29 protein-coding genes are annotated in these 25,176 nt (G+C 35.6%); 20 read left to right on the forward strand and 9 right to left on the reverse strand.

The window, feature by feature from the left end:
• Positions 1–27 precede the first annotated feature (27 nt).
• From F3G70_RS07290 to alaS, 3 genes are all read left to right on the forward strand, one after another.
• Complete coding sequence (locus tag F3G70_RS07290; RefSeq protein ID WP_149732046.1) at positions 28–555, forward strand: hypothetical protein; 528 nt, start codon at positions 28–30, stop codon at positions 553–555.
• A 326-nt stretch (positions 556–881) separates the two neighbouring features.
• On the forward strand, positions 882–1,106 hold the full coding sequence (locus F3G70_RS07295; protein WP_149732047.1) for a hypothetical protein: 225 nt from the start codon (positions 882–884) through the stop codon (positions 1,104–1,106).
• A 1,608-nt stretch (positions 1,107–2,714) separates the two neighbouring features.
• Positions 2,715–5,414 (forward strand): alanine--tRNA ligase, encoded by a 2,700-nt coding sequence (alaS, locus tag F3G70_RS07300; RefSeq protein WP_149732048.1) that lies wholly within the window; start codon positions 2,715–2,717, stop codon positions 5,412–5,414.
• Between the two features lie 46 nt (positions 5,415–5,460).
• Here alaS and F3G70_RS07305 read toward each other — a convergent pair whose 3' ends face one another.
• On the reverse strand, positions 5,461–6,207 hold the full coding sequence (locus F3G70_RS07305) for a zinc-ribbon domain-containing protein (RefSeq protein WP_149732049.1): 747 nt from the start codon (positions 6,205–6,207) through the stop codon (positions 5,461–5,463).
• Positions 6,208–6,323: 116 nt separating this feature from the next.
• On the opposite strand from F3G70_RS07305, the gene thiI reads away from it, so the two are divergent.
• Positions 6,324–7,478, forward strand: coding sequence for a tRNA uracil 4-sulfurtransferase ThiI (thiI, locus tag F3G70_RS07310; RefSeq protein ID WP_149732050.1), 1,155 nt, complete (start codon positions 6,324–6,326; stop codon positions 7,476–7,478).
• Here the strand turns inward: thiI and F3G70_RS07315 are convergent.
• On the reverse strand, positions 7,462–8,946 hold the full coding sequence (locus tag F3G70_RS07315; protein WP_149732051.1) for a DUF2142 domain-containing protein: 1,485 nt from the start codon (positions 8,944–8,946) through the stop codon (positions 7,462–7,464). The two genes, thiI and F3G70_RS07315, sit on opposite strands and share 17 nt — an antisense overlap.
• Before the next feature lie 54 nt (positions 8,947–9,000).
• Here F3G70_RS07315 and F3G70_RS07320 point away from each other — a divergent pair, with 54 nt between their 5' ends.
• A complete protein-coding gene (locus F3G70_RS07320) occupies positions 9,001–9,399 on the forward strand; it encodes a PaaI family thioesterase (RefSeq protein WP_149732052.1) in 399 nt (132 codons plus the stop codon).
• A gap of 34 nt (positions 9,400–9,433) precedes the next feature.
• Here F3G70_RS07320 and F3G70_RS07325 read toward each other — a convergent pair whose 3' ends face one another.
• Together F3G70_RS07325 and F3G70_RS07330 are read right to left on the reverse strand one after the other, a co-directional pair.
• A complete protein-coding gene (locus F3G70_RS07325; RefSeq protein ID WP_149732053.1) occupies positions 9,434–9,892 on the reverse strand; it encodes a hypothetical protein in 459 nt (152 codons plus the stop codon).
• A gap of 137 nt (positions 9,893–10,029) precedes the next feature.
• The gene (locus F3G70_RS07330; RefSeq protein WP_149732054.1) at positions 10,030–10,275 is read right to left on the reverse strand and encodes a hypothetical protein; all 246 of its coding nucleotides are present in this window, start codon (positions 10,273–10,275) and stop codon (positions 10,030–10,032) included.
• A 308-nt stretch (positions 10,276–10,583) separates the two neighbouring features.
• On the opposite strand from F3G70_RS07330, the gene fbp reads away from it, so the two are divergent.
• From fbp to F3G70_RS07350, 4 genes are all read left to right on the forward strand, one after another.
• Complete coding sequence (gene fbp / locus F3G70_RS07335; RefSeq protein WP_149732055.1) at positions 10,584–11,678, forward strand: fructose-1,6-bisphosphate aldolase/phosphatase; 1,095 nt, start codon at positions 10,584–10,586, stop codon at positions 11,676–11,678.
• A 202-nt stretch (positions 11,679–11,880) separates the two neighbouring features.
• The gene (locus F3G70_RS07340; protein WP_149732056.1) at positions 11,881–12,297 is read left to right on the forward strand and encodes a winged helix-turn-helix domain-containing protein; all 417 of its coding nucleotides are present in this window, start codon (positions 11,881–11,883) and stop codon (positions 12,295–12,297) included.
• Positions 12,298–12,305: 8 nt separating this feature from the next.
• A complete protein-coding gene (locus F3G70_RS07345) occupies positions 12,306–12,578 on the forward strand; it encodes a hypothetical protein (protein WP_149732057.1) in 273 nt (90 codons plus the stop codon).
• Positions 12,579–12,598: 20 nt separating this feature from the next.
• The gene (locus F3G70_RS07350; RefSeq protein ID WP_149732058.1) at positions 12,599–12,919 is read left to right on the forward strand and encodes a hypothetical protein; all 321 of its coding nucleotides are present in this window, start codon (positions 12,599–12,601) and stop codon (positions 12,917–12,919) included.
• A gap of 14 nt (positions 12,920–12,933) precedes the next feature.
• Here the strand turns inward: F3G70_RS07350 and F3G70_RS07355 are convergent, their stop codons facing one another.
• On the reverse strand, positions 12,934–13,179 hold the full coding sequence (locus F3G70_RS07355) for a DUF3781 domain-containing protein (RefSeq protein ID WP_149732059.1): 246 nt from the start codon (positions 13,177–13,179) through the stop codon (positions 12,934–12,936).
• Positions 13,180–13,252: 73 nt separating this feature from the next.
• On the opposite strand from F3G70_RS07355, the gene F3G70_RS07360 reads away from it, so the two are divergent.
• The 3 genes from F3G70_RS07360 to F3G70_RS07370 all read left to right on the forward strand — a co-directional run bounded on the left by F3G70_RS07360 (position 13,253) and on the right by F3G70_RS07370 (position 15,716).
• Positions 13,253–14,362 (forward strand): ABC transporter permease, encoded by a 1,110-nt coding sequence (locus F3G70_RS07360; protein ID WP_149732060.1) that lies wholly within the window; start codon positions 13,253–13,255, stop codon positions 14,360–14,362.
• Between the two features lie 8 nt (positions 14,363–14,370).
• Positions 14,371–15,075, forward strand: a complete 705-nt coding sequence (locus tag F3G70_RS07365; RefSeq protein ID WP_149732061.1) for an ABC transporter ATP-binding protein — start codon at positions 14,371–14,373, stop codon at positions 15,073–15,075.
• Positions 15,076–15,167: 92 nt separating this feature from the next.
• Positions 15,168–15,716 carry a hypothetical protein gene (locus tag F3G70_RS07370; RefSeq protein ID WP_149732062.1) on the forward strand — a complete coding sequence of 183 codons (549 nt, stop codon included), beginning with the start codon at positions 15,168–15,170 and terminating at the stop codon, positions 15,714–15,716.
• A gap of 14 nt (positions 15,717–15,730) precedes the next feature.
• Here the strand turns inward: F3G70_RS07370 and F3G70_RS07375 are convergent, their stop codons facing one another.
• A complete protein-coding gene (locus F3G70_RS07375; protein WP_149732063.1) occupies positions 15,731–15,982 on the reverse strand; it encodes a DUF357 domain-containing protein in 252 nt (83 codons plus the stop codon).
• Positions 15,979–16,545 carry an archaetidylinositol phosphate synthase gene (pgsA, locus tag F3G70_RS07380; RefSeq protein ID WP_149732064.1) on the reverse strand — a complete coding sequence of 189 codons (567 nt, stop codon included), beginning with the start codon at positions 16,543–16,545 and terminating at the stop codon, positions 15,979–15,981. The genes F3G70_RS07375 and pgsA overlap by 4 nt, the downstream gene beginning before the upstream one ends.
• A 61-nt stretch (positions 16,546–16,606) precedes the next feature.
• Here pgsA and F3G70_RS07385 point away from each other — a divergent pair, with 61 nt between their 5' ends.
• From F3G70_RS07385 to F3G70_RS07405, 5 genes are all read left to right on the forward strand, one after another.
• The gene (locus F3G70_RS07385; RefSeq protein ID WP_149732065.1) at positions 16,607–17,188 is read left to right on the forward strand and encodes an L-threonylcarbamoyladenylate synthase; all 582 of its coding nucleotides are present in this window, start codon (positions 16,607–16,609) and stop codon (positions 17,186–17,188) included.
• 172 nt (positions 17,189–17,360) lie between these two features.
• On the forward strand, positions 17,361–18,065 hold the full coding sequence (radB, locus tag F3G70_RS07390; RefSeq protein ID WP_149732066.1) for a DNA repair and recombination protein RadB: 705 nt from the start codon (positions 17,361–17,363) through the stop codon (positions 18,063–18,065).
• 58 nt (positions 18,066–18,123) lie between these two features.
• Positions 18,124–19,287: a pyridoxal phosphate-dependent aminotransferase gene (locus F3G70_RS07395; RefSeq protein WP_149732067.1), complete on the forward strand. Its 1,164-nt coding sequence runs from the start codon at positions 18,124–18,126 to the stop codon at positions 19,285–19,287.
• A 2-nt stretch (positions 19,288–19,289) separates the two neighbouring features.
• Positions 19,290–20,027 carry a 4Fe-4S binding protein gene (locus F3G70_RS07400; RefSeq protein ID WP_149732068.1) on the forward strand — a complete coding sequence of 246 codons (738 nt, stop codon included), beginning with the start codon at positions 19,290–19,292 and terminating at the stop codon, positions 20,025–20,027.
• Positions 20,028–20,405, forward strand: coding sequence for a putative zinc-binding protein (locus tag F3G70_RS07405; protein ID WP_149732069.1), 378 nt, complete (start codon positions 20,028–20,030; stop codon positions 20,403–20,405).
• Here the strand turns inward: F3G70_RS07405 and F3G70_RS07410 are convergent.
• Together F3G70_RS07410 and F3G70_RS07415 are read right to left on the reverse strand one after the other, a co-directional pair.
• A complete protein-coding gene (locus F3G70_RS07410; RefSeq protein ID WP_149732070.1) occupies positions 20,402–21,664 on the reverse strand; it encodes an ATP-binding protein in 1,263 nt (420 codons plus the stop codon). The two genes, F3G70_RS07405 and F3G70_RS07410, sit on opposite strands and share 4 nt — an antisense overlap.
• A 338-nt stretch (positions 21,665–22,002) precedes the next feature.
• Positions 22,003–23,781: a ribosome biogenesis/translation initiation ATPase RLI gene (locus F3G70_RS07415; RefSeq protein ID WP_149732071.1), complete on the reverse strand. Its 1,779-nt coding sequence runs from the start codon at positions 23,779–23,781 to the stop codon at positions 22,003–22,005.
• A 157-nt stretch (positions 23,782–23,938) separates the two neighbouring features.
• Here F3G70_RS07415 and pth2 point away from each other — a divergent pair, with 157 nt between their 5' ends.
• The 3 genes from pth2 to F3G70_RS07430 are packed head-to-tail and all read left to right on the forward strand — an operon-like array spanning position 23,939 to position 25,158.
• A complete protein-coding gene (gene pth2, locus F3G70_RS07420; protein ID WP_149732072.1) occupies positions 23,939–24,280 on the forward strand; it encodes an aminoacyl-tRNA hydrolase in 342 nt (113 codons plus the stop codon).
• Between the two features lie 57 nt (positions 24,281–24,337).
• Positions 24,338–24,994 carry an amino acid kinase family protein gene (locus tag F3G70_RS07425; protein ID WP_149732130.1) on the forward strand — a complete coding sequence of 219 codons (657 nt, stop codon included), beginning with the start codon at positions 24,338–24,340 and terminating at the stop codon, positions 24,992–24,994.
• A gap of 2 nt (positions 24,995–24,996) precedes the next feature.
• Positions 24,997–25,158: a zinc finger domain-containing protein gene (locus F3G70_RS07430; RefSeq protein WP_149732073.1), complete on the forward strand. Its 162-nt coding sequence runs from the start codon at positions 24,997–24,999 to the stop codon at positions 25,156–25,158.
• Positions 25,159–25,176 lie beyond the last annotated feature (18 nt).

Genomic DNA, 25,176 nt, shown 5'->3' on the forward strand with positions numbered 1-25,176 from the left:
TTTAATGATAATTATAGGAGGTATTTCTTGGACAAAAAATATGCAATAATTATTGGTATTATTTTAGCTGTATTTCTCATTTCATCAAGTTATGCACTTTTAACTAATGATAATGCAGATTCCACTACTAAAAATACTAATAATGTTACAAAAGACACTAATATTACCGCAGATAAATCTGTTAGTGTAGATAATAATAGTACGGATAAATCAGTTGCCGTTGATAAATCTATAGATGCAGATAAATCCGTCGGTTTAAAATCTGTAATGGAAGATATAACTCCTAACTCTAATATTGTTAGTGAAAATCCTCCGGCAGATAGAATATACCGTGAAAACGGCACACTATTTTTCGAAGGATATGGCGGAAATGGAAATAGATTTTTCTCAGAAATGCAAGATTTGCCTAATGAGCATCACCCTGTTGATGGTGATTTTGTAAATCCTGATAATTCTGAAGAAAAACTCGATCCGGCTGATAATCCTGTCATGAAAAATAAAGGAGATATCTATAACCAACTAAAATTAACTCCGGAAACTATGGTTTATATTTAGGTTAGATTATTCTAACCTCTTTTTTTATTACTGCCATCATAAAGTCTTTAATATTATTATTTCTATAACTCACAGTATTTCATCTTCTAAACAGTATTTTATCTAAATCATTTCTGATTATAATTATTTTAAATCTTTTTAAATTAAAAAGAAGTTATAAACTCATATGATGTATTAATAGGGAAAATATGGTTATATGCAATAAGAAAGAAAATTTTTATATATTTTAATATTATTAATAAATATTAATTAATTATTGTCTATGGGTGATTTTAATTAAATTGAAAATTGTTTTGATTTTGACTTGTTTTTTATTTCTTTTTTGTATGTCTTCGGTTTATGCTTTTGAAGATAATAGTACTGATGTATTAATGATTGGTAATGAATCTGGTTTTGATGATGAGCTTAGTTCTAATGGGGGTAATAATTTGCCTGTTGATACGTTTTTGAATTCTTCTGATCTTGTTAAGTATTATGGTGGAAATCAATGTTTTAGTGTTTCATTATTGGATTGTGATGGTAATGCTTTATCTAATAAAAATATTAATTAGGCAATACAGATGATGAGATTATAAAGTATCTTTTTGTAAATGTATTTAGTAAAATTAAAAGTGTAATATTAGATTATTATTATAATAAAGAAGATTCTTGGATTTATTCATATGTTGGTGAGATATTATGCACTTAAAAGATTTTTTTAGAATTATGTTATCAAGTAAAAATAAGTTATCTTCTAAAGAAAGAATATATTCTATTGAATTTAAATTAATGTTTGGATGTTTGTTTTCCTTAATTTTAGCATTAATGTTGTTTTTAATTTATAAATCTATTCGCTCTATTATTTATGGCAGTTCCATATTTATGTTAACGTTTATTCTTTTGGAATTTTATTCATTTTACGCATTTAATATTGAATCTATTAATGGTAATCCATCAGACTTAGTTTATTATAATTACATCTTATTCGGATTTTTCTTATTAATTTTTATTTTCTTAAAATCGGTTTAAAGGAGCTTGTTAATATGAAATTATTGAATATAATAATGTTAATTTGTGTAGTATTGTCTTTTTTATTATCATTATTAATTTTATTTTTATATAATTTTTCCCTATGCATTATTTTTTATTTATTTTCTATGGGATTAATCTTGACGCTTATTTTAATATCTGGCAAAAGAATATTTCACATAAATAAATATAATATTGAATTGAAGAAATTAATTTTTATTTGGATAATTATTATTGTTATTCTATTCATAATCAAATTTTATTTGTAAGGTGGATCTTATGGATATTGATTATTTTAAAAAATATTATTTAGTAAATATAATGATTTGGATTCAAAAGAGCGTGTTGATAATATTAAATTAAGATTAATTATATTTTCTATTTTTACCGATTATTTTTTGTTTGATTGTATTTTTCTTATCTGGGTTCTCTATTTTATTTTTCCTTAGTATTTTCATTGCATTTTTTATAATACTTTTCATGCTGAAATATTTAACCTCTTTATTATCCGTTGAATTATTTGGAAAAAACAATCATTCAAATATCAATTCATTTATCTTATTGATAACTGGTTTTATATGTTAATAATAATTTACTTTTAAGGTAGGTGTAGGTAAAATGGATATTTTAAATTCTTTGTTGGTAACGGATAAGACTAATTTCATGCGTTTAATATTTTTTGTTTTATTCTGTGATATCGTTATTCGCTTTTTTATGTTCGAATTTTTATAATCAAAAAATTTTATTAATCATATATTTATTTTTAATTGGATTACTTTTATTATTTTTAGTAATATTTGATAAAAAAGATTATGCTATCGGAAAATATAAATTTAAATGCGATATATTTATTTTCATATGGTTTTTTATTGTTTTAATCTTTTTATATCGGTCCATTAAGAATTATTTGGGAATCTGAATCTAATTAAAAATTATTAATACTATCCCTTGTGGATTAATGATGATTTAAATAAGGGAGGATTTATTAATCGGGTGTTGATTTTATTTGTTTTAACCAATCAATCCTTTTCTATATGGAAATTTAAAATTATATCTTTCATTATTGCTTAATTAAAATGTTGTTGACAACAAGTTATTTTGAAAGTTATTTATTATATTAACAACATACAATTTACTAATAAATCTTTAAAATGATTAATATGGTAGAAATATTTAATGAACTTGGTTATAAAAAGCAAACATGTAAAACCTGCGGACAGGAGTTTTACTCTCAGGTAGACAGAGATACCTGCGGGGACGCTCCCTGTGACGAGTATGAGTTTATTGCAAATCCTGCAACCGATAAAGCATATAACTTATATGAAATCCAGCAGGTTTTTAGAGAATTTTTAGAAAGTAACGGACATACTCATGTCCCAAGATATCCCGTTCTTGCCAAAAGATGGAGAGATGACGTGTTTTTGGTTGGAGCATCAATCTTCTGTTTCCAGCCATGGATAACATCAGGCCTTGTCAAGCCTCCGGCAAATCCTATAGAAATGGCTCAGCCGTCAATCAGGCTCAACGACGTTGACAATGTGGGAAGAACCGGAAGGCACATGACCTGCTTTACGATGGGAACCCACACAGTAATCAACAAGGAAGACGATTTCATTTACTGGGAAGACGAAACCATCAGGCTCTGCCACGAGTTTTTCGCATATATTGGAATCAACACAGAAGAGATCACTTTCATCAAGTCATGGTGGGCCGGCGGAGGTAACGAAGGGCCTTGCTATGAAGTCTGCTGCAGAGGAGTGGAACTGGCCACTTTAGTATTTATCCAATACGAAACTTTAGAGGACGGATCCAAAAAGGAAATTCCAATCAAGGTTGTGGATACCGGTTACGGTCTTGAAAGAATTGCATGGATTTCCCAGGGAACTCCAACAGCTTATGATGCATGTTTCGCACCTGTTGTCGATAAACTGAAAGAATTGACTGGCGTTGAAATCAATGAGGACATTCAGGGAAGAAACGCCCAGATTGCCGGAATGATGGACATTGAAGATATTGGGGATTTGAAGGAATTAAGAAAACAGGTTGCAGAAAGCCTAAACCTTTCACTGGAAGAATACTTGAAGGCAGCAGAACCTATGGAAGCTATTTACATTATCGCAGACCACACAAGATGTCTTGCATTCATGCTGGCCGACGGAATCATCCCGTCAAACGTAAAGGAAGGCTACCTTGCAAGACTGGTTTTAAGAAGAACAATCAGATTCATGAAAGACTTAAACATGAAGGAATCACTGGCTGACGTAATGGCAATACAGCTGGATTTCCTGTCAAAATTCTATCCTGAAATCAGGGACTCCGAAGACCATATCATGAATATCATTACCTTAGAAGAAGAAAGGTATGCAAACACTGTCAAGAAAGGTAAAAGCATCGTTAAAAGAACTATCAAAAGGCTTAAAAAAGAAGGAAAAGACGAAATGCCTCTTGATATTCTAATCGATTTATACGATGCCCATGGAATTCCTCCAGAAACTGTTGTTGAAATGGCAGGTGACTCATTTACCGTTAACGTTCCGGATAATTTCTTTACTCAGGTTGCCGGAGCCCACGAAAAGGACACTTCACATAAAAAATCAACGTTCACCGTCGATTATCCTGAAACCGATTTACTGTTCTATAAAGATTTCTACCAGAAAGAATTTGAAGCCGAAGTTTTAGGAGTAGTCGAGAAGGACGGCAAGAATTGTCTCATCTTCGATAAAACCGTGTTCTACCCTGAAGGAGGAGGCCAACCTTCAGACATAGGTGAAGTTAAAATTGATGGAACTTCATTTAAAATGGCACATGCCGAAAAGGTTAACAATGTTGTGCTGCATCATGTAGATAAAGACATTCCAAATGATGTAGTCGGCAAAAAAGTTGAAGGCAAACTTGACTGGGACAGAAGAATAACACTTGCGCGCCACCACACCGGAACTCACCTGGTGATTGCAGCTGCAAGAAAGGTTTTAGGCCAGCACATATGGCAGGCAGGATCTCAAAACGGCCTTACAAGGGCACGTATCGACCTGTCACACTACAAACGTATAACTCAGGAAGAGCTCAACGAAATCGAAAAGCTTGCAAACGAATACGTGATGGACAACATCGATTTGGATATCCAGTTCCATACAAGGGATGAAGCGCAGGAACTCTACGGTTTCGTGCTTTACCAGGGTGGTATCGTTCCTGGAAAAATGATTCGTGTCGTTAAAATTCCTGGAATCGACGTTCAGGCCTGTGCAGGTACGCATGTATTAAGGACTGGTGTTGTCGGACCGATTAAAATCAACAAGACCGAAAGAGTTCAGGACGGCGTTGAAAGGATTGATTTCTCAGCCGGTTTAGCGGCAATAGATTCAATGCAGCATGATGAGGAATTATTGCGTGAAAGCGCTAACATCTTTAAGGTTGAAAACGATCAGCTTCCGAAAACCTGTGACAGATTCTTCAGCGAATGGAAATCACAGAAAAACCAAATCGATAAGCTCAAATCAGAAATAGCCAATTTAAAAATGAATTCTCTGGCCGATGATTTCGTTGAAATCAAGGGACTTAAGGTTGTCAGTCAGCTCATAGACGGTGACTTTAAGGAGCTTCAAAAGATTGCCACTGACTTTACCGACAACGGCAAGGCTGACGTTGTCATTATGGGAAACAACGACGGTAAAATCGTTGGGGCAGCATCTGAGAAAGCCATTGATGAAGGCGTTAAAATAAATGAAATCATTAAAACCGCTGCAGGCGTTTTAGGCGGTGGCGGCGGAGGCCGTTTGACCCTTGCACAGGGTGCAGGTAAAGACACAGATAAAATGGATGAAGCCATTAAAACCGCTGTCGATTTAATCTAAAATCAGTGGAGAAAAGATTATTTCTTTTCTCATTAATTACTTTTTTTTAAAGCCCATAACTGCTTTTATCATAGTTCAGCTTGTACATGAACTTGTAGTATTCATTGTGATTCAGTCTGCCGTCATGGTCATCGTCTGAATCGGAAAACATCTGCTTTACAATGTTTTGTGGAGTATGTGCAATGTTCATATCACTTAAATAAACATAACCGTCCCCATTGGTGTCAGTATCCTCAAATGAATGTGGATAACTGAAGGACTCGTAATCCGGTTCCGTTCTGGTCGATGTTACCTGACTGTCAATTTCAGTCGCTTTTGCCTCGACTTTATAGCTTGCTGTGGCACTTGATGATTTGTAATCGTTATCTCCGGCAAAAGAGGCCGTAACCTCATAATCTCCTTCCTCAACGTTTGCAACGACATTGACAAGGCCGACATTATCCGTTACTCCATTGAAAGTATAGCTGTTCTTATCGTTTTTAAATGTTATTTCAAGCTCTTTGCCGCTGATACCCTGAGAACCGGAGGTTAATTCAACGGTAAAGTTTCCGGAGTTGGCTACCGGCGATTCGCTAATAAATATTATTGAAGTGTTTTCTCCAAAAAGGCCAAATCCTCCTGTGATGAATCCTATAGCTAAAATAAGTATTATAACAGCACCAATCAATCCTAAAATCAGCGCTTTATTGTTTTTTTCGGATTTATTCACATTCTCTGATTTTGCCCCGCAATTTTGACAGAATGACGCATCATCATCCATCTTTTCGCCGCATTCGCTGCAATATTTCACCATAATAATAGTATTTCCGATAAAAATATTTATAAATTTTGAAAACAAAAAAATATACTTGCTGTTATATTTTAGGCAAATTAAGGGATTCAGTTAAATTAATTTAAAGAGATGTTTTAATGAAGTATGATTTAATTATTGCAAGGTACGGGGAAGTGGGCTTAAAAAGCACAAAGGTACGTTCCCGTTTTGAAAAGAAACTGGTTAATAACATTAAGGCAGCTATTGACTGCGATGTGGACAGAAATCAGGGAAGAATTTATATCTTTCCAAAAAACTTTGATGAAGCTGTAGAAAACTTAAACAGGGTTTTCGGTATCGTTTCATATTCTCCGGCAATTTCAACATACAGCAACTATGAAGACATTGACAAAACTTTAGGCGAATACGTTTTAAATCTGGCCAGTGAAGGAATCATTGATGAGGAAACCAAATTCGCAATAAAATGCAGAAGGGTGGGCACACATGACTTTACCTCACAGGAAATGGCTGCTTTCTGCGGAGGAGTCGTCAGAAAAAGAATCCTTGCGCCTGTTGATTTAACCAATCCCGAATTGACAATATTTGTTGAAGTAAGGGACGATGATACGTTCATTTATCATGAAAAGATTCCAGGTCCTGGAGGATTGCCTCTGGGAACTCAGGGAAAAGTGGTCTGTCTTGTATCAAGCGGAATAGACTCTCCTGTTGCAGCATATCTCATGATGAAAAGGGGCTGTGAGGTTATAGCGCTGTACTGCGATAATGATCCGTATACCAGTAAAATGGCACTTGAAAACTATAACAAACTGGTTGACCAGCTTCAAAAATATGCTGCCGGCGTTCCTATCAAAAAACGCATCGTAAAATATGGCGATTACCTCAAAAAGGCAAAGGAAGGCGCTCCAGAAAAGATGACTTGTGTGTTGTGCAAGTCAGGAATGTATAAGCTTGCAGAAAAACTGGCCAATGAAATGGGAGCATTGGCCATTGTTGATGGAAGCAGCGTTGGTCAGGTCGCATCACAGACTCTCGACAATATCCTGGCAACCAGATACGGCGTTGACATGCCGATTCTATCTCCATTAATAGGATTGGACAAACTGGAAATCACCAGAATCGCTGAAGAAATCGGAACGTTTGAAATATCAAAAATCGATGATGGAGGATGTTCTGCAGTTCCAAGATATCCTGAAACCAGGGGGGATTTGGACAGGGTAATTGAAGCCTGTGAAGCCATGAATCAGGATGAAGCTATTGAAGAAGCCTTCAAAAGCATCAGTAGAAATGAGTAATCGGCAACAGGAACAATCCCGTTAAGCAGATTATAATGAATGTAAATATATAGATTTCCTTATTTTCTATTTTTTTATTTTTCAAATTAATTATTAATGGTAACAGTGCAATTACCGGTATGAAATACCTTGCCTGGACTCCCAGAATCGTTAATGACCCTACCGGACTCCAGGTTATGTAAAAGATGGCGTATATTCCAAAGTATGTGATTAAAAATATAAGTGCCAATATTAACCTTTTCTTTTTTTCCAATTCAATGTCCAGCTTATAGAATAGTGAAAATCCGATAAAGAACAATACGTAGATTAAATTAACCAGTTTTATTCCCTTATATCCCGTATAGTGGAAGAAATTGGATTTCAATACAAAAAGATTCGGAACTGAAAAGAGTGTGTTCTTAATTAATGCGAGTATGATTGCCGGATTTGAGAGGATAAAGCTAATCTGTCCGCTTGAAGATACGTTTGCCGGAACTGAAGGGTTATGTGAAGTGACTGCACTTTGAGTAAACAATGGCGTGAAAAATGAACTCTCGCTTAACATTATCGCTGCGGCTGCAATCAACACGGCAATTAAGCTAATTTTCTTGAGTTTTTCATCCTCGAAAGGAACGACAAGCAATAGGAATCCCAGCATTACGTATGGCGGCTTAATCAGGCTGATTAATATGAGCGAAATGAAAAATATTGCCAGATTCTTCCCGTTGACCTCGCCGCAGTACATTTTAATGAAATAGGTTAATATGACCAGCGTAAACGTTAATATGAATGCATCATAGCTTACTGAAGATACCTGTGAAATGCACAAGGGCATCGTTGCGATAACCAGCAGCGGCAGTTTGTATTTCGGAATTATCTTTATCATGAAATAGGCAACGGCACCATAGAATATTAAATTGGCCATTCTTGACAAGTACATTGCCCATATTGCAGTCAAATTCAATAATTTAGCTATTAAAATGCCTAATGCAGAAAGCAAATATGAATAAAAAGGGGACGATGTTGTCCATCCGTAATAGCCCTTATCTGCATCAATTGGATCATTATATTGGTTTTCAGGTGAAAGTATTGTTACTCCGTGATAGGAATCCTGAAAAACGAAATAGTAATTGTCAACGTAAATTCCATTGTCGCTGAATTCCGGATAGAGGTAACCTTCTGTCATTAATTCGGCCCTTGTAAAGTGGGCGGCTTCATCGGGAAAGCTTAGCGGCGGTGTGAAAAATACCATCAGCAGTCCAAAAACCAGTATAAATACCAGTGCAACTTTATGCAGTTCCATTTCGCGTTTATATGAATAATATATTCCTATTAATCCTAAAACAGTTGCCAATCCTATAAAAACTGCCTCATTTTCAAAATGTGCGAAATTCTCTGCGGTAGACATTGCAAGAACAAATATTATGATGAATGCCAGAAAAATTAACATGCACTTTTTGTAATCATTAAAGCAGTTTTTAATATCCATGTAAATATCTTTTTAAATTATAAGTATAAATATTTAATATAAAAGGTGTTAAAAATGGGTACTTTCAGTTCAATAGAAGAAGCAAGGGAATTTTTTAAAAACGATAGGTTTGCAACCAATGCAGGCATTCGCATAGACGAGTTAAATGAGGATTCATGCCAGTGCAGTCTGACATTAACTGACGATCATAAAAACGCAGTTGGCGGAGTTATGGGTGGAGTGATGTTTACATTGGCAGATTTTTCTTTTGCAGTATTGTCCAACCATATGCACTCACCGACTGTGGCTCAGCAGGTCAGCATTAATTATTTAAGCGCTCCGAAGGGAGAAAAGCTCATTGCAAAAGCCATATGCAAGAAAAACGGAAGGAGTTCATCAATCATCAATGTGGATGTTGTTGATGATACCGGAAGGGATATTGTGCAGTTTATCGGCACGGGATTTAAATTATAGGTTGTTTTTATATTTTGGGAAAATGAATGTTAATCTATTTTCCCGTTAAATCTCTTTCTTTTTTTTCAAGGATTTCAAATATCTCATCGGCTGTAATTTCTGGATTTTTGGATATTTCCTCTTTTATGTTTTGAATATTTTCAATTTTTCCTTCTTTTTTGCTTTCTCTTATCATTCTGTTGTATTCTGGTATAAATGCGTCATCCATTTTAAGCATCTCCGTTAGTTCGTCTCTTTTTTTCTTGTCTGTTATGTAATAGTCTATGCTCAAGTTAATTATGGTGGTTAATTCTCTTCTGTTTTCTTCTGGAATTATTCCATCTTTAATGACATAGCATAATTCTTCGATTACGTTACTCATATTCCGATTGAATTTCATCTCGGGAATAAGATCGATTATTCCACAGTCATCGCTGGTGAAGAGTTCGTTATCTTCAACTTTCTTCTTGCATATATTTAAATATTTTTCACCATCGAATTTTTTAATCTCCACTAAAAATGGTTTAAATGTGAAACAATATTCTCCGTTGAAGACATTCTTATTATTTCCTTCAGCTAAGACAATAATTACTGAAATTACTTCTTTTTTAGTGGTACAATTTAATTCTCTTGAATATCCTAATGTTTTTTTTAATGCCGGATCTCTACTACATCACTTTCACCTTCTACATTCAAGCTTTTTCCTGAGTTTAACCGGGCTCTAAAGTCTAATTTTATGTTTTCTCCTTCTAAAGTTGTCATATCTCTTTCTTCAATCTCTTCTATCTGTTCGTCAATGCCAATATGTTTAAGAAGCATATTTCCATGATTATGCAGTCCGATTTTGATTCGGGTATCCTTATTATGATAATTAATCCTGTCTTTGTTAACTTCCATAATATCACTGTTTTTCATTTTTCATTAACTAAAATGATGTAAATCTATTTGAAACTTCTTATTAATAAATTATTCCGCGAAAATTCCCTTAATATTGCCTTAAACTTCCATTAAAGTTCTATGAAACTTCCCTTAATATTCCATGAAAATTCCCTGAAAATATTTTGGTGAAAATCTAAAAAAATTGGAATTAACTTGCTCGGCATTAAATCCATAATTATTAAATACTAAACTAATCAAAAATAATATCATATCTAAATTAATTCTATAAGTTTTATAGTAAACTTAATTTTTTAGAGGTATTTAAAATGAAAACAACTGTTAGTGTAATTAAAGCTGATATTGGAAGTGTTTCTGGTCACTGTGTTGCACACCCAGAATTAATGGATATTTGTGATGAAGTTTTAAACGAAGCTTTAGAAACCGGTATCTTAAAAGATTATTATGTTTCACGTTGTGGAGATGATATTGACTTAATCATGACCCACGATAAAGGTGAAGAAAACGAAGAAGTACACAAAACCGCATATAGCGCATTCATGAAAGCTACTGAAAGAGCACGTGAATTGAAATTATACGGTGCAGGTCAGGACTTATTGTCCGACACTTTCTCAGGAAACATCAAAGGTATGGGTCCGGGCGTAGCAGAAATGGAATTCGAAGAAAGGCCATCCGATCCTGTTTTAGTGTTCTGCTGTGACAAAACCGAACCTGGTGCATTCAACATGCCAATCTTCAGAATGTTTGCAGACCCATTCAACACTGCAGGTCTTGTAATCGACCCAAGTTTACACGACGGATTCAAATTTGAAGTATTCGACGTAATCGAACACAGAAAAGTTATCCTGAACTGTCCTGAAGAAATGTACGACTTGCTCGCATTAATCGGTTCAACCGGAAGATACGTCATTAAAAGAGTATGGAAGAAAAACGGTGAAATCGCATCCGCAATAAGTACCGAAAGATTAAACTTAATGGCCGGTGAATACGTCGGTAAAGACGACCCTGTAGCTATTGTAAGAGCACAGTCAGGATTCCCTGCAAACGGTGAATGTGTAGATCCATTTGCATTCCCACACATGGTAAGCGGATGGATGAGAGGATCACACAACGGTCCTATGATGCCTGTTTCAGAAGCAGAAGCAAACCCAATCAGATTTGACGGACCACCTAGAGTTGTCGGTTTAGGTTTCCAAGTAGCTAACGGTGAATTAATCGGTCCTGTAGACTTATTCGATGACCCTGCATTTGACCCTACCCGTGAACAGGCTGCTAAAATCGCAACTTACATCAGAAGACACGGTCCATTCGAACCTCACAGATTACCTGCTGAAGAAATGGAATATACTTCACTTCCTGGTGTAATGACCAAACTCGAAGAAAGATTCGAGGACATGGAATAAATTTAAAGAGATTTTTTATCTCTTATTTACTTTTTTTTAACTTTTTTTTCAATTATTTGCTTATTTTAATTGTTTTTTAACTTATAAAAATCATTTTTGGGCATATTTTATTAATTTCTAAAATTTTGTATTTTTTTACAATATTGTAATTTTAGTAAAATATTTATATTTGAATTTTCCAATATATTAATTGAGGTTTGTTATGATATTGCGAGATTTATTAGGTGATAGTGCAAGAATTAAAATCCTTGAAGAGTTAATTTCTAATTGGGATTATTTTTTATCAGTAGAAGAAATTGCCCGAATGTCTGATGTATCTAAAAAAAGTGTTTATATTCACATAAAAGAATTAAACAATATAGGTATTTTATCAGTTGATGAAGAAGGCAGTAAAAAATTCAAATTAAATCCTAATGATAAAAGAGCTATTGCTTTAGCATTAATAGAATCTGATGAATTTTTAAGAAAACTAGACGAATTTGAATTAAATATTGATTCCACTAAAGAATCATTGCCTTTATCTGTATCTTCAATGGAAAATTATGATTTATTAAATGTTAATTCTCAAAGAACGAATGATGCTATGAAATCAATTTCATTAATTACTTTAATTATGTAGGTGTTTTTATGAGCGAAAATCAGTTAAATTTTTTTATTCCGGAACATATGGATGAAATTAATGTTGTTGGAGGTGCTGTTACTTCCACGCCGTTCAATATCAGATTATTGTTATTCAATGATGAAATTGAACGAAATTGTGATATTGTAAAAGATAATGTTAAAATTATTAGAACAGGCAAAGCTGAAATTGTTATGCATCCTCAGGTTGCAAAAAATATTGCAGAATTATTATTAAAAGAAGTAGAAAATTATCAAAATAAATTTACCTTAGATAAATAACCACACCATTATTAGATAGTATGTCTCAAAAAAAAGATTATGAATCAATCTATAAAGATTTAACGGAAATTGAGGAAAAAATACTGTTGGAATGCATTAAAAATAATGTTTCTGTTAAGAAAAATATTAGTGAAGAAACAATTAAAAAGAAATTGCCTGATGAATATTTAATTGGTTTCAAGAAAGCGATAAAAAGTCTTTTAGCTAAAGGATTGTTAGTTAAGTACCGTCCGCATAATTATGGATTATCAAAAGATGGAAGAATACTTTCTCGTAGAATTCAAGATACGCATCAAAAAAAGTTTTATTCCAATTTGAGAATATTGGTTCTTGTTGATTAATTCTTTTTTCATCATTATTTATTTTTATGCGCAGTTATTATGGTATAGCTTGACGCGTTAACGGTAATAATGCAGTCGTCAACTTCCACATAGTAGTTTTTGCCTTCGCGATTAACTGCAGATTCCTTTTTAAGGATTTTTGACTTGCAGTATTCAACCACATCTCCATCAATTCCCAAATTTCTTGAAATTCTTCCAACGCCCATCTCCGTGGTGTGGACCTTGTCAATGTTTTGTATTAGAATGTCCTTGGATTGCATCTTAACACCACTTTTGTGTATGTTACATCATAGTTAAATAATTTATTTATATAGTCAAGTCCAATGTATTAGTATGTCATTCTTAAAATTCATTATTAAAAATCCATTCAGGAGAAGAAATAGCGCTATACTGTCAATTGTAGGCATTTGTATAGGCATTATAGTAATTGTTGCTCTTGGTGGAATCACAACAGGTCTCGTATCGACTTTCGAGGAGACCATCCATGCGGGAGATGCTGACTTTTCGATTTCGGGAAAGGAATCCGGAAACTCAGCATACGGAACAAATACGATTGACGCCAACTGGACTGATAAGATTGCCAACGTCAGCGGCGTCGATGAGGCCTATCCGATTTATGTCGTTTTGACATCTGTGGGCGATGACTATATGAATACGCTGATAGGAATCGATCCGAACGGCACCCAGCTGGCGGACATGTCCATGACTGAAGGTCGCCTCTTTAAGGACAACTCCTCTGAAGTCGTTTTGGGCAAGATTTATGCCGAAGACAATAACATTTCAGTAGGCGACTCCATAAGGGTCAGCGGAGAGGACTTTGACGTTGTGGGAATATTTGAATCCGGTGACACTAATACTGCCGGTGCAGTTTTCACTTCAATCAAGAAGGTCGGAGACCTGATGGGTGATGAGGACAGCATCTCAAATATCTACGTTAAGGTCGAAAAGGGTGAAGATCCACAGGCTGTTGCAGACAGGATAGATTCAATGTACGGCGACAATATCACTACTGTTTCATCCGTCATGGAAATGGAGCAGATGGCCACTATGTTAAACATGCTTCAGGCTGCCTCCTGGGGAATTTCACTTCTGGCCATTGTAGTCGGAGGATTGGGCATTATCAATACGATGCTGATGTCAGTCTTTGAGAGAACCCGTGAAATCGGAGTTTTAAAGGCTGTCGGATGGTCAAACAGAAAGATTTTGACAATGATTGTCGGCGAATCCCTGGTTATCACCATCGTATCTGCCATATTCGGTTCAATCATCGGGGTTATCGCATGTACGGTTCTGGGTCCTATGATGGGGCTTACGCCGATATTCACGATAGACACCTTTATACAGGCATTTGGAATAGCTATAGTTGTTGGAATTATCGGAGGATTATATCCTGCCATTAAGGCAATTAATTTACCTCCTACAGAAGCATTGAGGTATGAATAGGTGATTTGATGAGTAATATTGTAGAAATCCGCAATCTTGTAAAATCCTATGAGGACGGCCACATCAAGGCCTTGAACGGAATTGACTTGACGATAGGTGAAGGTGAATTCGTTTCCATTATAGGACCTTCAGGTTCAGGCAAATCAACCCTGCTCAACATGCTCGGTGCCCTTGATCTGCCGGATTCAGGTTCGATTAACGTTGCAGGCTATGACCTGCTTGCCAACAGTAAACTGAATGAGTTCAGGGCACAGAAAATAGGCTTTGTTTTCCAGCTCCACAATCTGATTCCTAACCTGTCCGTTGTTGAAAACATTGAAATCCCGATGTTTACAGCTAAAATGTCAAACTCCGAGATGCGTGAAAAGGCATTGAACCTCCTGGATTCCGTAGGCTTAAAGGAAAAGGCGTCACAAAAGCCATCCAAACTCTCAGGAGGTGAAAGGCAAAGGGTCGCAATAGCCCGTGCGCTTGCCAATGACCCTTCAATAATATTGGCAGATGAACCTACAGGATCTCTGGATTCAAAGACAAGCAACAAAATCCTCAAGCAACTGATTGATCTGCACAGGGAAAAGAACGTAACTTTAATAATCGTAACTCACGATATGGATGTTGCAAAACTTGCAGACAGAATCATTGAAGTTTTGGACGGCAAACTTGTCAATGCAAATGACGGTTCGCTTCTTGAAAATTCAATTAGTGTGGAATGATTCAATTCCACTTTATTTTTCTTTCAAATGCAAAAAAGTATATAATAAATAAATTACATAACAATAATTATAATAAAATGTGGGGGAAAAAATTGAATTTCAAACATTTATCAGTAATATTGCTTTTAATATTGGTATTGTTTTCAATATCTGCGGTAAGCGCTGCTAATGAAACGGCAACTGGCAATGATGCTGTTGAATCTGATAATACAACAAATACTATTGTTGCAGACAATACTACTATCGCTTCCAATGTTTCTGGAGATTCATATAGTGGAAATATTGGTTATGCTAATGCATCCTCTTCTTCCGGTATTGACCTTCCGTTTCTCCAGGTTGCAGTTGTCTCTGATGAAGACAGTCCGCTTAATCAATATCTCGACATATCAGTAGGATATGGAGAAAATTCAGTCAATATAAATAATAAGAATTACTTCTTCTCATTGGCTTCGCAGGTTAACGGCAATACGCCAGGTAATAACAATCTAATTGATGTGATACTCTTCAATAGAAATAACTCTTATGCTTTTAACATTAGTATGTTAAATAAGGCTCATCAGGAAGCGAATTTAACTGCCCCTAATTTCTTTTGGGATTTCATAAACAAGTTAATTTCCGCTTTCTTCTCTTTATTTAACTAAAATCTTATTTTTTTTTAATAATCATCGATGGTATCATGTATTATGCGCAGGGCATCAAGCAAACCGTGTGAATACTCAATACAGCCGAATGCTGTTCTCATTTCTTCTTTTTCAAGATAATACTTTGAATCGTTCCAGTAGTCAACGGCTCTGTCATATACGTCCTTTTCCTTTTCGACAAATTCGATATTGGCTACCTGATTTAAGTTCCTTTCCAGTTTCTGAATATCCTTTGCTATCTTTTCTGCACTTTCCAAATCACTCATTTTAACGCCTTCCAAACATGATAAACTCTTTGTCCAACAGTAATGTATGATAAAATCACTAGGATTATTATGATATATGTAAAGTAAATAGGCTGGGTAAAGTATCCTACAATCGCACCGACCATTAATATAATCATGCGCACAGCCCTTTCGGCAATCCCGACACTGCAGTCAACTCCCTGGGACTCTGCCCTTGCCCTGACGTAGCTGACGGTAATCGCTGAGTGGATTGCCAGAACGCCTATAAACCAGTCGCAGTACCCTCCGAATATTATCCCGATGTATATTATCGCATCAGCAAAGCGATCCATGGTGGAATCGAGAAAGGCTCCGAATTTGGATGTTCTATTGTGATATCTTGCAACGGCACCGTCAATGACATCCAGAAAGCCTGAAAGCAGAATGGCGATAAAACCTAAAATCAGCATGTGATTGGCAAATCCATATGCTGCCAGAATGGCAATGAACGGTGAAATGACGGTCACTATATTAGGATTGATATTTAAATTTCGAGCAACGGGATTCAATATTTTTGTCAATAAGGGTCTGAGACTTTCAAGCATACTTTAATATATGAAGAAATTATCATATATAATTATTTAAAAAATCAAGGATTAATTTAAAATGAAAATATTAAAAACCGACAATGATGCACCGGATTATAAGGTAATTGATGAGGCTTTGGATACTTTGGCTTCGGGTGGAGTTGTAATCTATCCGACAGATACTGTTTACGGTTTGGGTGCCAATATTTTCAACAATAAGGCCGTGCGCCGTGTTTTTAAAATTAAACAAAGAAATCTGTTAAAGCCAGTGTCAATACTGGTTCATGACACTGATTCCATTCAGCTTGTTTCAAAAATTTCCATTTATCAAAAGAAGGTTCTCGATACATATCTTCCGGGGCCTTATACATTCATTTTAAACAAATCCCCAATCGTTCCGAGAGTCGTCACAAGCGGACTGGACCATGTCGGCGTAAGGGTGCCTGAAAACGAGATTGCCTGCAGTCTGGCAAGGCTCTTTCCGATAACAACTACAAGCGCTAATTTATCCGATTATGCGGTAATGTCCACTCCTGAAGAAATCCTGGACCAGCTGGAATGTGACGTTGATTTGGTGATTGACGTGGGACCGCTTGATTCTAAAGGCGCATCAACAATCGTTGACTTAACCAAGCCTCAGCCAACATTCATTAGAAGATAATTACATTATCTACACAATCAACGTCCAAATTAACCTCTATTGGGCAATTGAACTCATCAGAATTTCTTACTGTAAATTTCTAGTAAATCATTTTTCGTTGATATTTTCTGATTTTGGCTTATTTTTTGGCTTTTCATTAATTATATATTTTAGTAAAAACAAAGGTTTTTTCATGAAAGTATTAGCTAATTTCGAGGATAATCTTAAAATTCCTACCAATTCAAGTATCGATAATCTGTTGAATGGGGGATTTGAAAAGGGTACGGTCACCCAGATTTTCGGCCCTCCAAGTTCGGGTAAAAGTAACATTGCATTATGTCTGGCTGTTAACGTAGCTAAAAACGGTAAAAAAGCCATTTACATTGATACTGAAGGTGGAATTTCAATCGATCGAATTAGACAAATTGCAGGAAGCGATTTTCCACAAGTCGCCAATAACATAATGGTTTTTGAACCCACAACCTTCCAGGAACAGGGTGAAAACATCGCAGCTATCGAAATGTGGCTTAGAAAGAACCATACCGACACGGATTTATTAATTCTCGATTCCGCAGTTGCGCTCTATCGTGTCGATGACATGAAATCCTCAAAGCTCAACAAGGAACTGGGCAAGCAGATAGGAATTCTCTCCAGAATAGCCAGAAGCTATGACATTGCCGTTATCGTAACCAATCAGATTTACAACGCCTTTGACGATGAAGGAAACAATGATATCCGGGCAGTTGGGGGCACAATACTTCAATATAGAAGCAAGGTCATCATCCAGCTTGAACGTGGGGAGGAAACCAATCAGAGGGTTGCAACTTTAAAGCGCCACAGGAGTATTGGCGAAGGCCGGCAAGCCGTTTTCCGAATCACTTCCAGGGGAATTAGTTAGCATTAATTTTATAAATGACTTAAAATAAATTATTATTACGTAGTTACATGTGATTATTATGAGCGATATAAAAAACCCTAAGAAAAAATTTAAAAAGACAGAAAGGGTACCGCCGGAAGGTTATGATTCTTCTAATGATTTCTTTGAAGACGTATTCATGGATAAAGATATGATTTGGATGGGTCAGAATACCAATCATCTGCACGGTGACATTATAGCTGATGCTATGGCCGACTGTGTTCATGAGAAGGAATATTGCAAGTACCCGCCTCCAGAAGGTTTTTCAGAACTCAGACAGTTGATTTTGGACGATTTGAAATTCGACAACTGTGAAGTGTTGTTGACTGCAGGAGCGACAGAATCATTATATTTATGTATGCAGGCATTAATTGAACCTGGAGACAATGTAATCTTATCCGATCCGGGTTATTTCATTATCGGTGACTTTGCAAACCGTTTCACAGATGACGTAAGGTATGTTCCAATCTATAATGATGAATGCGGATACAAGCTGACTCCTAAGCTCTTAAGGGAAAACATGGATGAAAATACCAAGATGGTAATATTGATTGACCCTTTAAACCCGTTAGGTTCATCATATACGGAAGAGGAACTGAAGGAATTTGCTCAAATAGCTATTGAAGAAGGCATGTACTTAATGCATGATGTAACCTATAAGGATTTTGCAAGGGAACACTTCCTTGTTGAAAAGTATGCTCCGGCCCAGACATTAACGATTTACAGCTTTTCCAAAATATTCGGAATGGCCGGATTGAGGATAGGAAGCGTTGTGGCATCAAAAAGGCTGATTGACGTCATTAAAAATGCGGTTGTAAACGACCTCGGTGTAAATATCATAGCCCAGTACGGAGCGATTGCAGGATTGAAATCCAAAGACCAGTGGGAAGACGAAATCCGTGAAATATCATTCACCAATCAGAAGCTTATTAAGGAAATGGTGGATGAGATTGACGGTGTGTTTTTACCGGTTTATCCGTCTGATGCAAACATGATGGCCGTAGACGTCTCAGGCGCAGGCATAAATCCTAAAGTATTGTCAAATTACTTATTCAAACGTGGAATTTTCGCAAGGGAAGGCGAATACACTTCCGAACTCTTCGGAGACAAATATCTGCGTATAAGCTTTTCAATTCCAACCGAGCAGATAAAGGTATTTTGTGAAGAATTCCCGAAAGCTATTGAAGCTTTAAGACAAAAATAACTATGAAGGTTAATGATATGCGTATCAGATATCATCAACCTATTCCTAATTTTTTTAAAATCGAAAACCCGATTAACCCGCTCAATTCGATTTCAGATGATGTTTTAAATGAGTTGAATCAGTTAATTAACGAAAAAGACTTCTTTAATGCAAGCTTTTCAAGATTGTCGGAGGAATTCAAAAACGAATGGGGCATTGATTGGGATAATATCATTATTTTGAAATATAAAATGTCTGATGACATATTAACGATGGAGCCTTCCCGTGAAAAATGCGTACTTGAAGATAAGGAATTTCAGGAATTCGGCAAAAAGGCCTTTGAGATTGCCGATTACCTGAGGCAAAAGGGTTTCAGGGCGGATCTGATTCATCCGTTGGATGATGCGGTCAGCTTGAGAGCCATTGCAATGCAGTCAAATGACTGTATCATTACAAGAAGCAATATGTGCATGTTTAAGGAAGCGCTGAACGTCGGATTTTTCATGATTGAAACGTCAATTGAAAATCTGCCATTCAAAAGCGAAAACGACATGCAGTGGGTGGAGGATTTCTGTTCGGCGTGTGGGGTCTGCGTTGACAGGTGTCCCGAAAACGCATTTGACGAGGAAGGAAAATTTCAAAGAAAGCTATGCACGGCCCATAAAGAAGGATGCAGCAAGTGCGTTCTATTATGTCCTTTTTACAAAAGGGGCTACGATAAGGTTAAAAAAAGATATGAAAGAAAACAAGGAGTGTTATGAATGGATGAAAAAATTGCATTGGTGTCATGCAGTGGATTAAGTCCGCTGGGATTGGTTGTAAGGGCAGCTACAGTTGAACTAGCCTTGGATAATGAAAACATTGTTGCGGCATGCATTACTGAATATTCCGCACAGCCCAACAACTGTTCACCGATATTGGATGATGCAAAGATAGTGTCAATCACGGGATGCAGCGATGATTGCGTTTCAGTGATTCTCAAAGAGAAGGATATTGAGGTTATAAAAAATATTGATGCTGAAACGTTGGTTAAGGCATATGACTTGAATCCTAACGATTCAATAAGGCTTGATGACGACGGAGAAGAAGCCGTTAAAGTATTGAAAAGGTTCATATTGAGCGAATTGGAATCCCTTTAGATTTCATCGCCCAATAGGAAATCAATAATATTCAAGTGTTTAACTCCTTTGTATGATAAATCGTGGGGGTCTGTTGTAATGATATAAGCATCATATCTGTCCGGAATCTTAAAGAAGGGTTTGATTTCTCTTTTCATTGTTTTTTCTTGAGCTATTGTGTATGATACTTGTATATAGATATATTTGCCAGATTTTTCACATACGAAATCCATTTCTATTTCTTTATTGTTGTCATCATTTCTCTCTTCACCTAGTCTCCCAACAGTTACTTCGTATCCTCTTCTTAAAAGCTCAATATATACTATATTTTCAATTATTCTAGGGAGCCATAAACTATTTTTTTCAACAATTGTATGATGAAAACCATGATCCATTAAGTAATATTTTTCTTTTATTTTCATCATCTTTTTACCTTTTAAATCATATCTCCTACATTTTGAAATAAAAAAGGTTTGTTGTAAATAGTCATTATATTTTAATAAGGTATTTAGTGTTGTGTATATGTCATTACTTTTTAGATAATTCTTAATTTTTTCAGAGGAATATGTCTGACCAATTGAATTAACCATAAATTTAATATACCTTTTTAATAAATCTATATTTTTTATATTAAAACGAGCTATTATGTCATTAAGTAATATTGAATCATAAATATCAGTTAATGCAGTTTTTTTACTTTCATCATTTTTTAAAGACAATATGCTTGGCATTCCTCCATAATTAATATAATATTCATTAAATAAAGAGGTTATATTTTCTTTGGTTAATTCTATATTTTCTATTTCTTCTTTATATTGTAATAATTCTTTGAAAGAAAATGGATAAACTCTAATATTCACATATCTTCCTGCAAGGTGTGTAGCCAATTCTCCAGATAATAATTTAGAGTTTGAACCAGATATGTATATATCACAATCTAAGGTGACTCTATATCCATTTATACTTTTTTCCCATTCTTTTACTTCTTGTATTTCATCAAAAAATAAATATATCTTTCCTTCAATATTTTTTGTTTTTTCGTATATAATTTTATCTAAGTCATTATTATTGTCAATCGAATTATATTTTGGTGATTCAAAGGAAATAAATATTATATTCTCTTTATTTATTCCTTTTTTCTCAAGTTCATCTGCCCAACTGTGGAGTAAACTTGTTTTTCCAGATCTTCTTATCCCTGTGAATACTTTTACAAAATCAGAGTCTTTATAATCTTCTAATTTTTCTAAATAATTATTTCGTTTAATTGTATTTTGAAGCATGTTTTCATTCCCATTTTTTTATAAATTTATTTTTATAAGCATATAAATTTTGATTTTTTTCTAGTTATTATTCTTATATAAATATAGATTTTTAAATTATATAAATTTTTATTTTTATAAACATATGAATTTTGATTTCTTTAAATTTTTTATTTATACTAAAATATTAATTTAATATATTTCAAATTTTTTATTCCTATAGGAATATAAATTTCATGATTTTCAAATTCTTTATTCCTATAGAAATATTAATTTCATATTTTTCTAAATTGATATTCCTACACGAATATAAATTTCATAAAATAATGGATGAGGTTAATGATTAGAATGGTTAAATTCTAATCTGATAAGTAATAATATTCGCCTTTTTCTTTCTGTTCACGGTCAAGGTAACTGTCAAGCTTATTAACTCTTGGACGCTTGGTTTCCTTATCACGTCTGAAAGTAATGTTGAGATTGCCTAAAAATTCGTTCATTGAGGTTCTCAAATCTGTTGGCTTTGACGCATGACCTTCAAGACCTGGAATTCCGTTAAATACCATTGCCCTGTCTGAAATGTAATCAATGAACACGATATCGTGGTCTACAATAAGTGATGCAGCATTTCTGCTTTCAACCATCTTGCGGATAACACGGGCAGCAACCAGTCTTTGCTCAACATCCAAAAATGCCGTCGGTTCGTCAAAGAGATAGATTTCAGCATCCTTTGATAATGTTGCGGCTATTGCCAGTCTCTGAAGTTCCCCACCACTTAATTTTGAAACCTTTTTCTCAAGCATGTCTTCAAGCGCAAAAGGTGTCATTATTTCACTTTCAAAGATTTTGCTTCCGTAGGTAGGTGCATTCATGTATAAAAAGTCACTTACGCTTCCTTCAAAGTCGCTGACCAGATATTGCGGTTTGTATGCAATAGTGACTTCCTCATCGACTTCACCGCTTGTAGGCTTTTCAACGCCTGCCAGCATCTTTGCGAAAGTGGTTTTTCCGATACCGTTTGATCCGAATGCGGTTACTATTTCATCGTAGAATATGTCTCCGGCATCTGCGCTCAGCTTAAATCCGTCATAATCTTTTGAAATGTCTGAATAGCTTGCAAGAGGGTCTCCTTCATCTTCAGGGGTCGGAGGCCTTATGGTAAATTCGATAGGATTTTTACGTATCCTTACGTTTTCTTCTGTTAAAAATCCATTAATATACGCATTAATACCAATTCTTACTCCTTTTCTTCCGGACACGACACCGTATCCTCCAGGTTCACCATATAAGATATGAACATTATCGGATAATGCATCCAATGTAGCAAGGTCGTGCTCGATTACCAGAACGCTTTTTCCTTCTTCTGCAAGTGACCTGATGACCTTTACGGCGTTAAGCCTTTGTGAAACGTCGAGCCATGATGTCGGTTCGTCAAAGTAATAGAAATCGCCTTGCCTTAAGACTGTGGCAGCTATTGCAACCCTTTGAAGTTCTCCACCACTCAGGTTTTCCATTTTCCTGTCCAGAACGTTTTCAAGCATCAGTTCCTTACAAACGTAGTCGAGCTTGTCCCTTTCATTAACGTTTTCAAGAAGGTCTTTCACTTTTCCCTTAACGACTTTCGGAAGCTGGTCGACCATCTGTGGCTTCAGGATGGCCTTGATTTCTCCGCTTGCCAGTTTTGAGAAATATGTCTGAAGGGATGAACCCTTGTAATGCTCGATTACCCTGTCCCAGTTTTCGGGAGGGTTTTCATAGTCTCCGAAGTTTGGAATCAGCGTTCCTGACAGTATATTCATTATTGTGGATTTACCGATACCGTTAGGTCCCAAAAGACCGAGTACAGTTCCCTCTTCAAGATTCGGAAGACCGAAAAGTTCGAACTGGTTCTGTCCGAATCTGTGGATTGGTTCTCCAACGGCTTCAGGTAAGTTAATAATGCTTATTGCATCAAACGGGCATCTGTTTGTACAGATACCGCAACCTTCGCATAGCTGTTCTGAAATTAAAGGTTTTTTGGTATCTTCGTCAATAACAATGGTGTCTTCATCCATTCTGACGCCCGGACAGTAGCTGATACAAAGATAATCACATTTTTTCGGTTGACATCTGTCCTTGTCAAGTATTGAAATACGACTCATTATAATCTCCTTAATTAAAAAATAATCTTTAATATTAAAATTATGTATTTACTGATTTTTAAAGTTTAAGAAATTTGGGGCAATTTTGACAATTAATATTATATACTAATCAAAACCAAATAATAATTGTTAATCAATCATCATAGAAGTGGTTTTTATGAAACAGGTAATGGTAGTAAGAACAGATTTGAAAATGCGTAAAGGTAAGATTGCCGCCCAATGCTGCCACGGTTCCATTGGGGCATACAAGAAGTCAGACAAGGAAAAAATCAGAAAATGGGAAAAGGAGTCTGCATATGCCAAGGTTGTATGCAAGGTACAGACCGTAGAGGAATTATTAGCCTTAAAGAAGCTGGCCGATGAAAAGGGCCTGGCCAATTATCTGGTAGTTGACGCCGGAAGGACACAGATACCTACATCAAGCGTCACGGTTTTGGCAATCGGTCCTGATGAAGATGAAATTATCGATGAAGTGACAGGGGATTTAAAACTTTTATAGCATAACTATCAATTTAATTGAGTCTACTTTTAATTAAACGTGGGTGTGATTGAAATCATAAAACAGGTTGTAAAAATTGGGGGAAGTCTCTTCCCGGATCATGCAATAAATCTGGCTAAAAAACTGGAAAACACCAATTCATTAATCGTTTTGGGCGGGGGAGAGTTTGCAAACCTGATTCGAAAATATGACTTGAAGCAGAACTTCTCTTCCGAGGTAACCCATTACACGGCCATCGATTGCATGGACATCATATCAAAGCTTGTAAACGACAAGGTTGAATCCTCCGAACTGGTTTATTCGCTTGAAGATGCGATTGATGTATCTGATAAGGGTTTGACTCCGATTTTTGCGGTTTCCGAATTTTTAAGGGATGAAGATCCATTCGAATGTTCATGGGACGTCACTTCTGATTCCATTGCGGCCTACATTTCACACTCTTTAAATGCAAAACTTTTAATAGTAACAAATGTAAATGGTATATATACCCGAGAACCAAGTGAGGAAGGTTCTGAGTTCATTAGTGAAATTGATGCAAAAAAACTACTGACTTTTGAAGAATCGTCAATTGACTTAATGCTGCCTTCTCTATTAATAGAATTCGGGACTAATTGTTATGTTGTAAATGGAATGTATCCTGAAAGGGTTTTATCTCTTATAGATGATAATATAAATGATTACAATTTCGATTACACACTAATAACAGGTGATTAAGAATGAAAACTGTTGAATGTATTTCATGTAAACAAGAAATCCCGTTAACTGGTCCGTTCGTTGAATTCGAATGCCCAGAATGCGGAGCAATTATTGCAAGATGTGAAAAATGTCGTACCTTCGGTCACGCTTACAAATGCGAATGCGGATTTGAAGGTCCTTAGATATTTAATGGAGGAATT

This window comes from Methanobrevibacter millerae, from assembly GCF_900103415.1.
In the GTDB taxonomy this organism is placed as follows: domain Archaea; phylum Methanobacteriota; class Methanobacteria; order Methanobacteriales; family Methanobacteriaceae; genus Methanocatella; species Methanocatella millerae.

Bases quoted from the DNA above. Each gene is read 5' to 3' on its own strand.
- F3G70_RS07375 (WP_149732063.1), bottom strand. From the start codon at position 15,982: ATGAGTGATTTGGAAAGTGCAGAAAAGATAGCAAAGGATATTCAGAAA.
- pgsA (WP_149732064.1), bottom strand. From the start codon at position 16,545: ATGCTTGAAAGTCTCAGACCCTTATTGACAAAAATATTGAATCCCGTT.
- F3G70_RS07315 (WP_149732051.1), bottom strand. From the start codon at position 8,946: ATGGATATTAAAAACTGCTTTAATGATTACAAAAAGTGCATGTTAATT.
- F3G70_RS07350 (WP_149732058.1), top strand. From the start codon at position 12,599: ATGTCTCAAAAAAAAGATTATGAATCAATCTATAAAGATTTAACGGAA.
- F3G70_RS07415 (WP_149732071.1), bottom strand. From the start codon at position 23,781: ATGAGTCGTATTTCAATACTTGACAAGGACAGATGTCAACCGAAAAAA.
- F3G70_RS07355 (WP_149732059.1), bottom strand. From the start codon at position 13,179: ATGCAATCCAAGGACATTCTAATACAAAACATTGACAAGGTCCACACC.
- F3G70_RS07410 (WP_149732070.1), bottom strand. From the start codon at position 21,664: ATGCTTCAAAATACAATTAAACGAAATAATTATTTAGAAAAATTAGAA.
- thiI (WP_149732050.1), top strand. From the start codon at position 6,324: ATGAAGTATGATTTAATTATTGCAAGGTACGGGGAAGTGGGCTTAAAA.
- fbp (WP_149732055.1), top strand. From the start codon at position 10,584: ATGAAAACAACTGTTAGTGTAATTAAAGCTGATATTGGAAGTGTTTCT.
- F3G70_RS07295 (WP_149732047.1), top strand. From the start codon at position 882: ATGTCTTCGGTTTATGCTTTTGAAGATAATAGTACTGATGTATTAATG.
- F3G70_RS07320 (WP_149732052.1), top strand. From the start codon at position 9,001: ATGGGTACTTTCAGTTCAATAGAAGAAGCAAGGGAATTTTTTAAAAAC.
- F3G70_RS07385 (WP_149732065.1), top strand. From the start codon at position 16,607: ATGAAAATATTAAAAACCGACAATGATGCACCGGATTATAAGGTAATT.
- F3G70_RS07330 (WP_149732054.1), bottom strand. From the start codon at position 10,275: ATGGAAGTTAACAAAGACAGGATTAATTATCATAATAAGGATACCCGA.
- F3G70_RS07395 (WP_149732067.1), top strand. From the start codon at position 18,124: ATGAGCGATATAAAAAACCCTAAGAAAAAATTTAAAAAGACAGAAAGG.
- F3G70_RS07405 (WP_149732069.1), top strand. From the start codon at position 20,028: ATGGATGAAAAAATTGCATTGGTGTCATGCAGTGGATTAAGTCCGCTG.
- alaS (WP_149732048.1), top strand. From the start codon at position 2,715: ATGATTAATATGGTAGAAATATTTAATGAACTTGGTTATAAAAAGCAA.
- pth2 (WP_149732072.1), top strand. From the start codon at position 23,939: ATGAAACAGGTAATGGTAGTAAGAACAGATTTGAAAATGCGTAAAGGT.
- F3G70_RS07345 (WP_149732057.1), top strand. From the start codon at position 12,306: ATGAGCGAAAATCAGTTAAATTTTTTTATTCCGGAACATATGGATGAA.
- radB (WP_149732066.1), top strand. From the start codon at position 17,361: ATGAAAGTATTAGCTAATTTCGAGGATAATCTTAAAATTCCTACCAAT.
- F3G70_RS07360 (WP_149732060.1), top strand. From the start codon at position 13,253: ATGTCATTCTTAAAATTCATTATTAAAAATCCATTCAGGAGAAGAAAT.
- F3G70_RS07400 (WP_149732068.1), top strand. From the start codon at position 19,290: ATGAAGGTTAATGATATGCGTATCAGATATCATCAACCTATTCCTAAT.
- F3G70_RS07305 (WP_149732049.1), bottom strand. From the start codon at position 6,207: ATGGTGAAATATTGCAGCGAATGCGGCGAAAAGATGGATGATGATGCG.
- F3G70_RS07340 (WP_149732056.1), top strand. From the start codon at position 11,881: ATGATATTGCGAGATTTATTAGGTGATAGTGCAAGAATTAAAATCCTT.
- F3G70_RS07430 (WP_149732073.1), top strand. From the start codon at position 24,997: ATGAAAACTGTTGAATGTATTTCATGTAAACAAGAAATCCCGTTAACT.
- F3G70_RS07365 (WP_149732061.1), top strand. From the start codon at position 14,371: ATGAGTAATATTGTAGAAATCCGCAATCTTGTAAAATCCTATGAGGAC.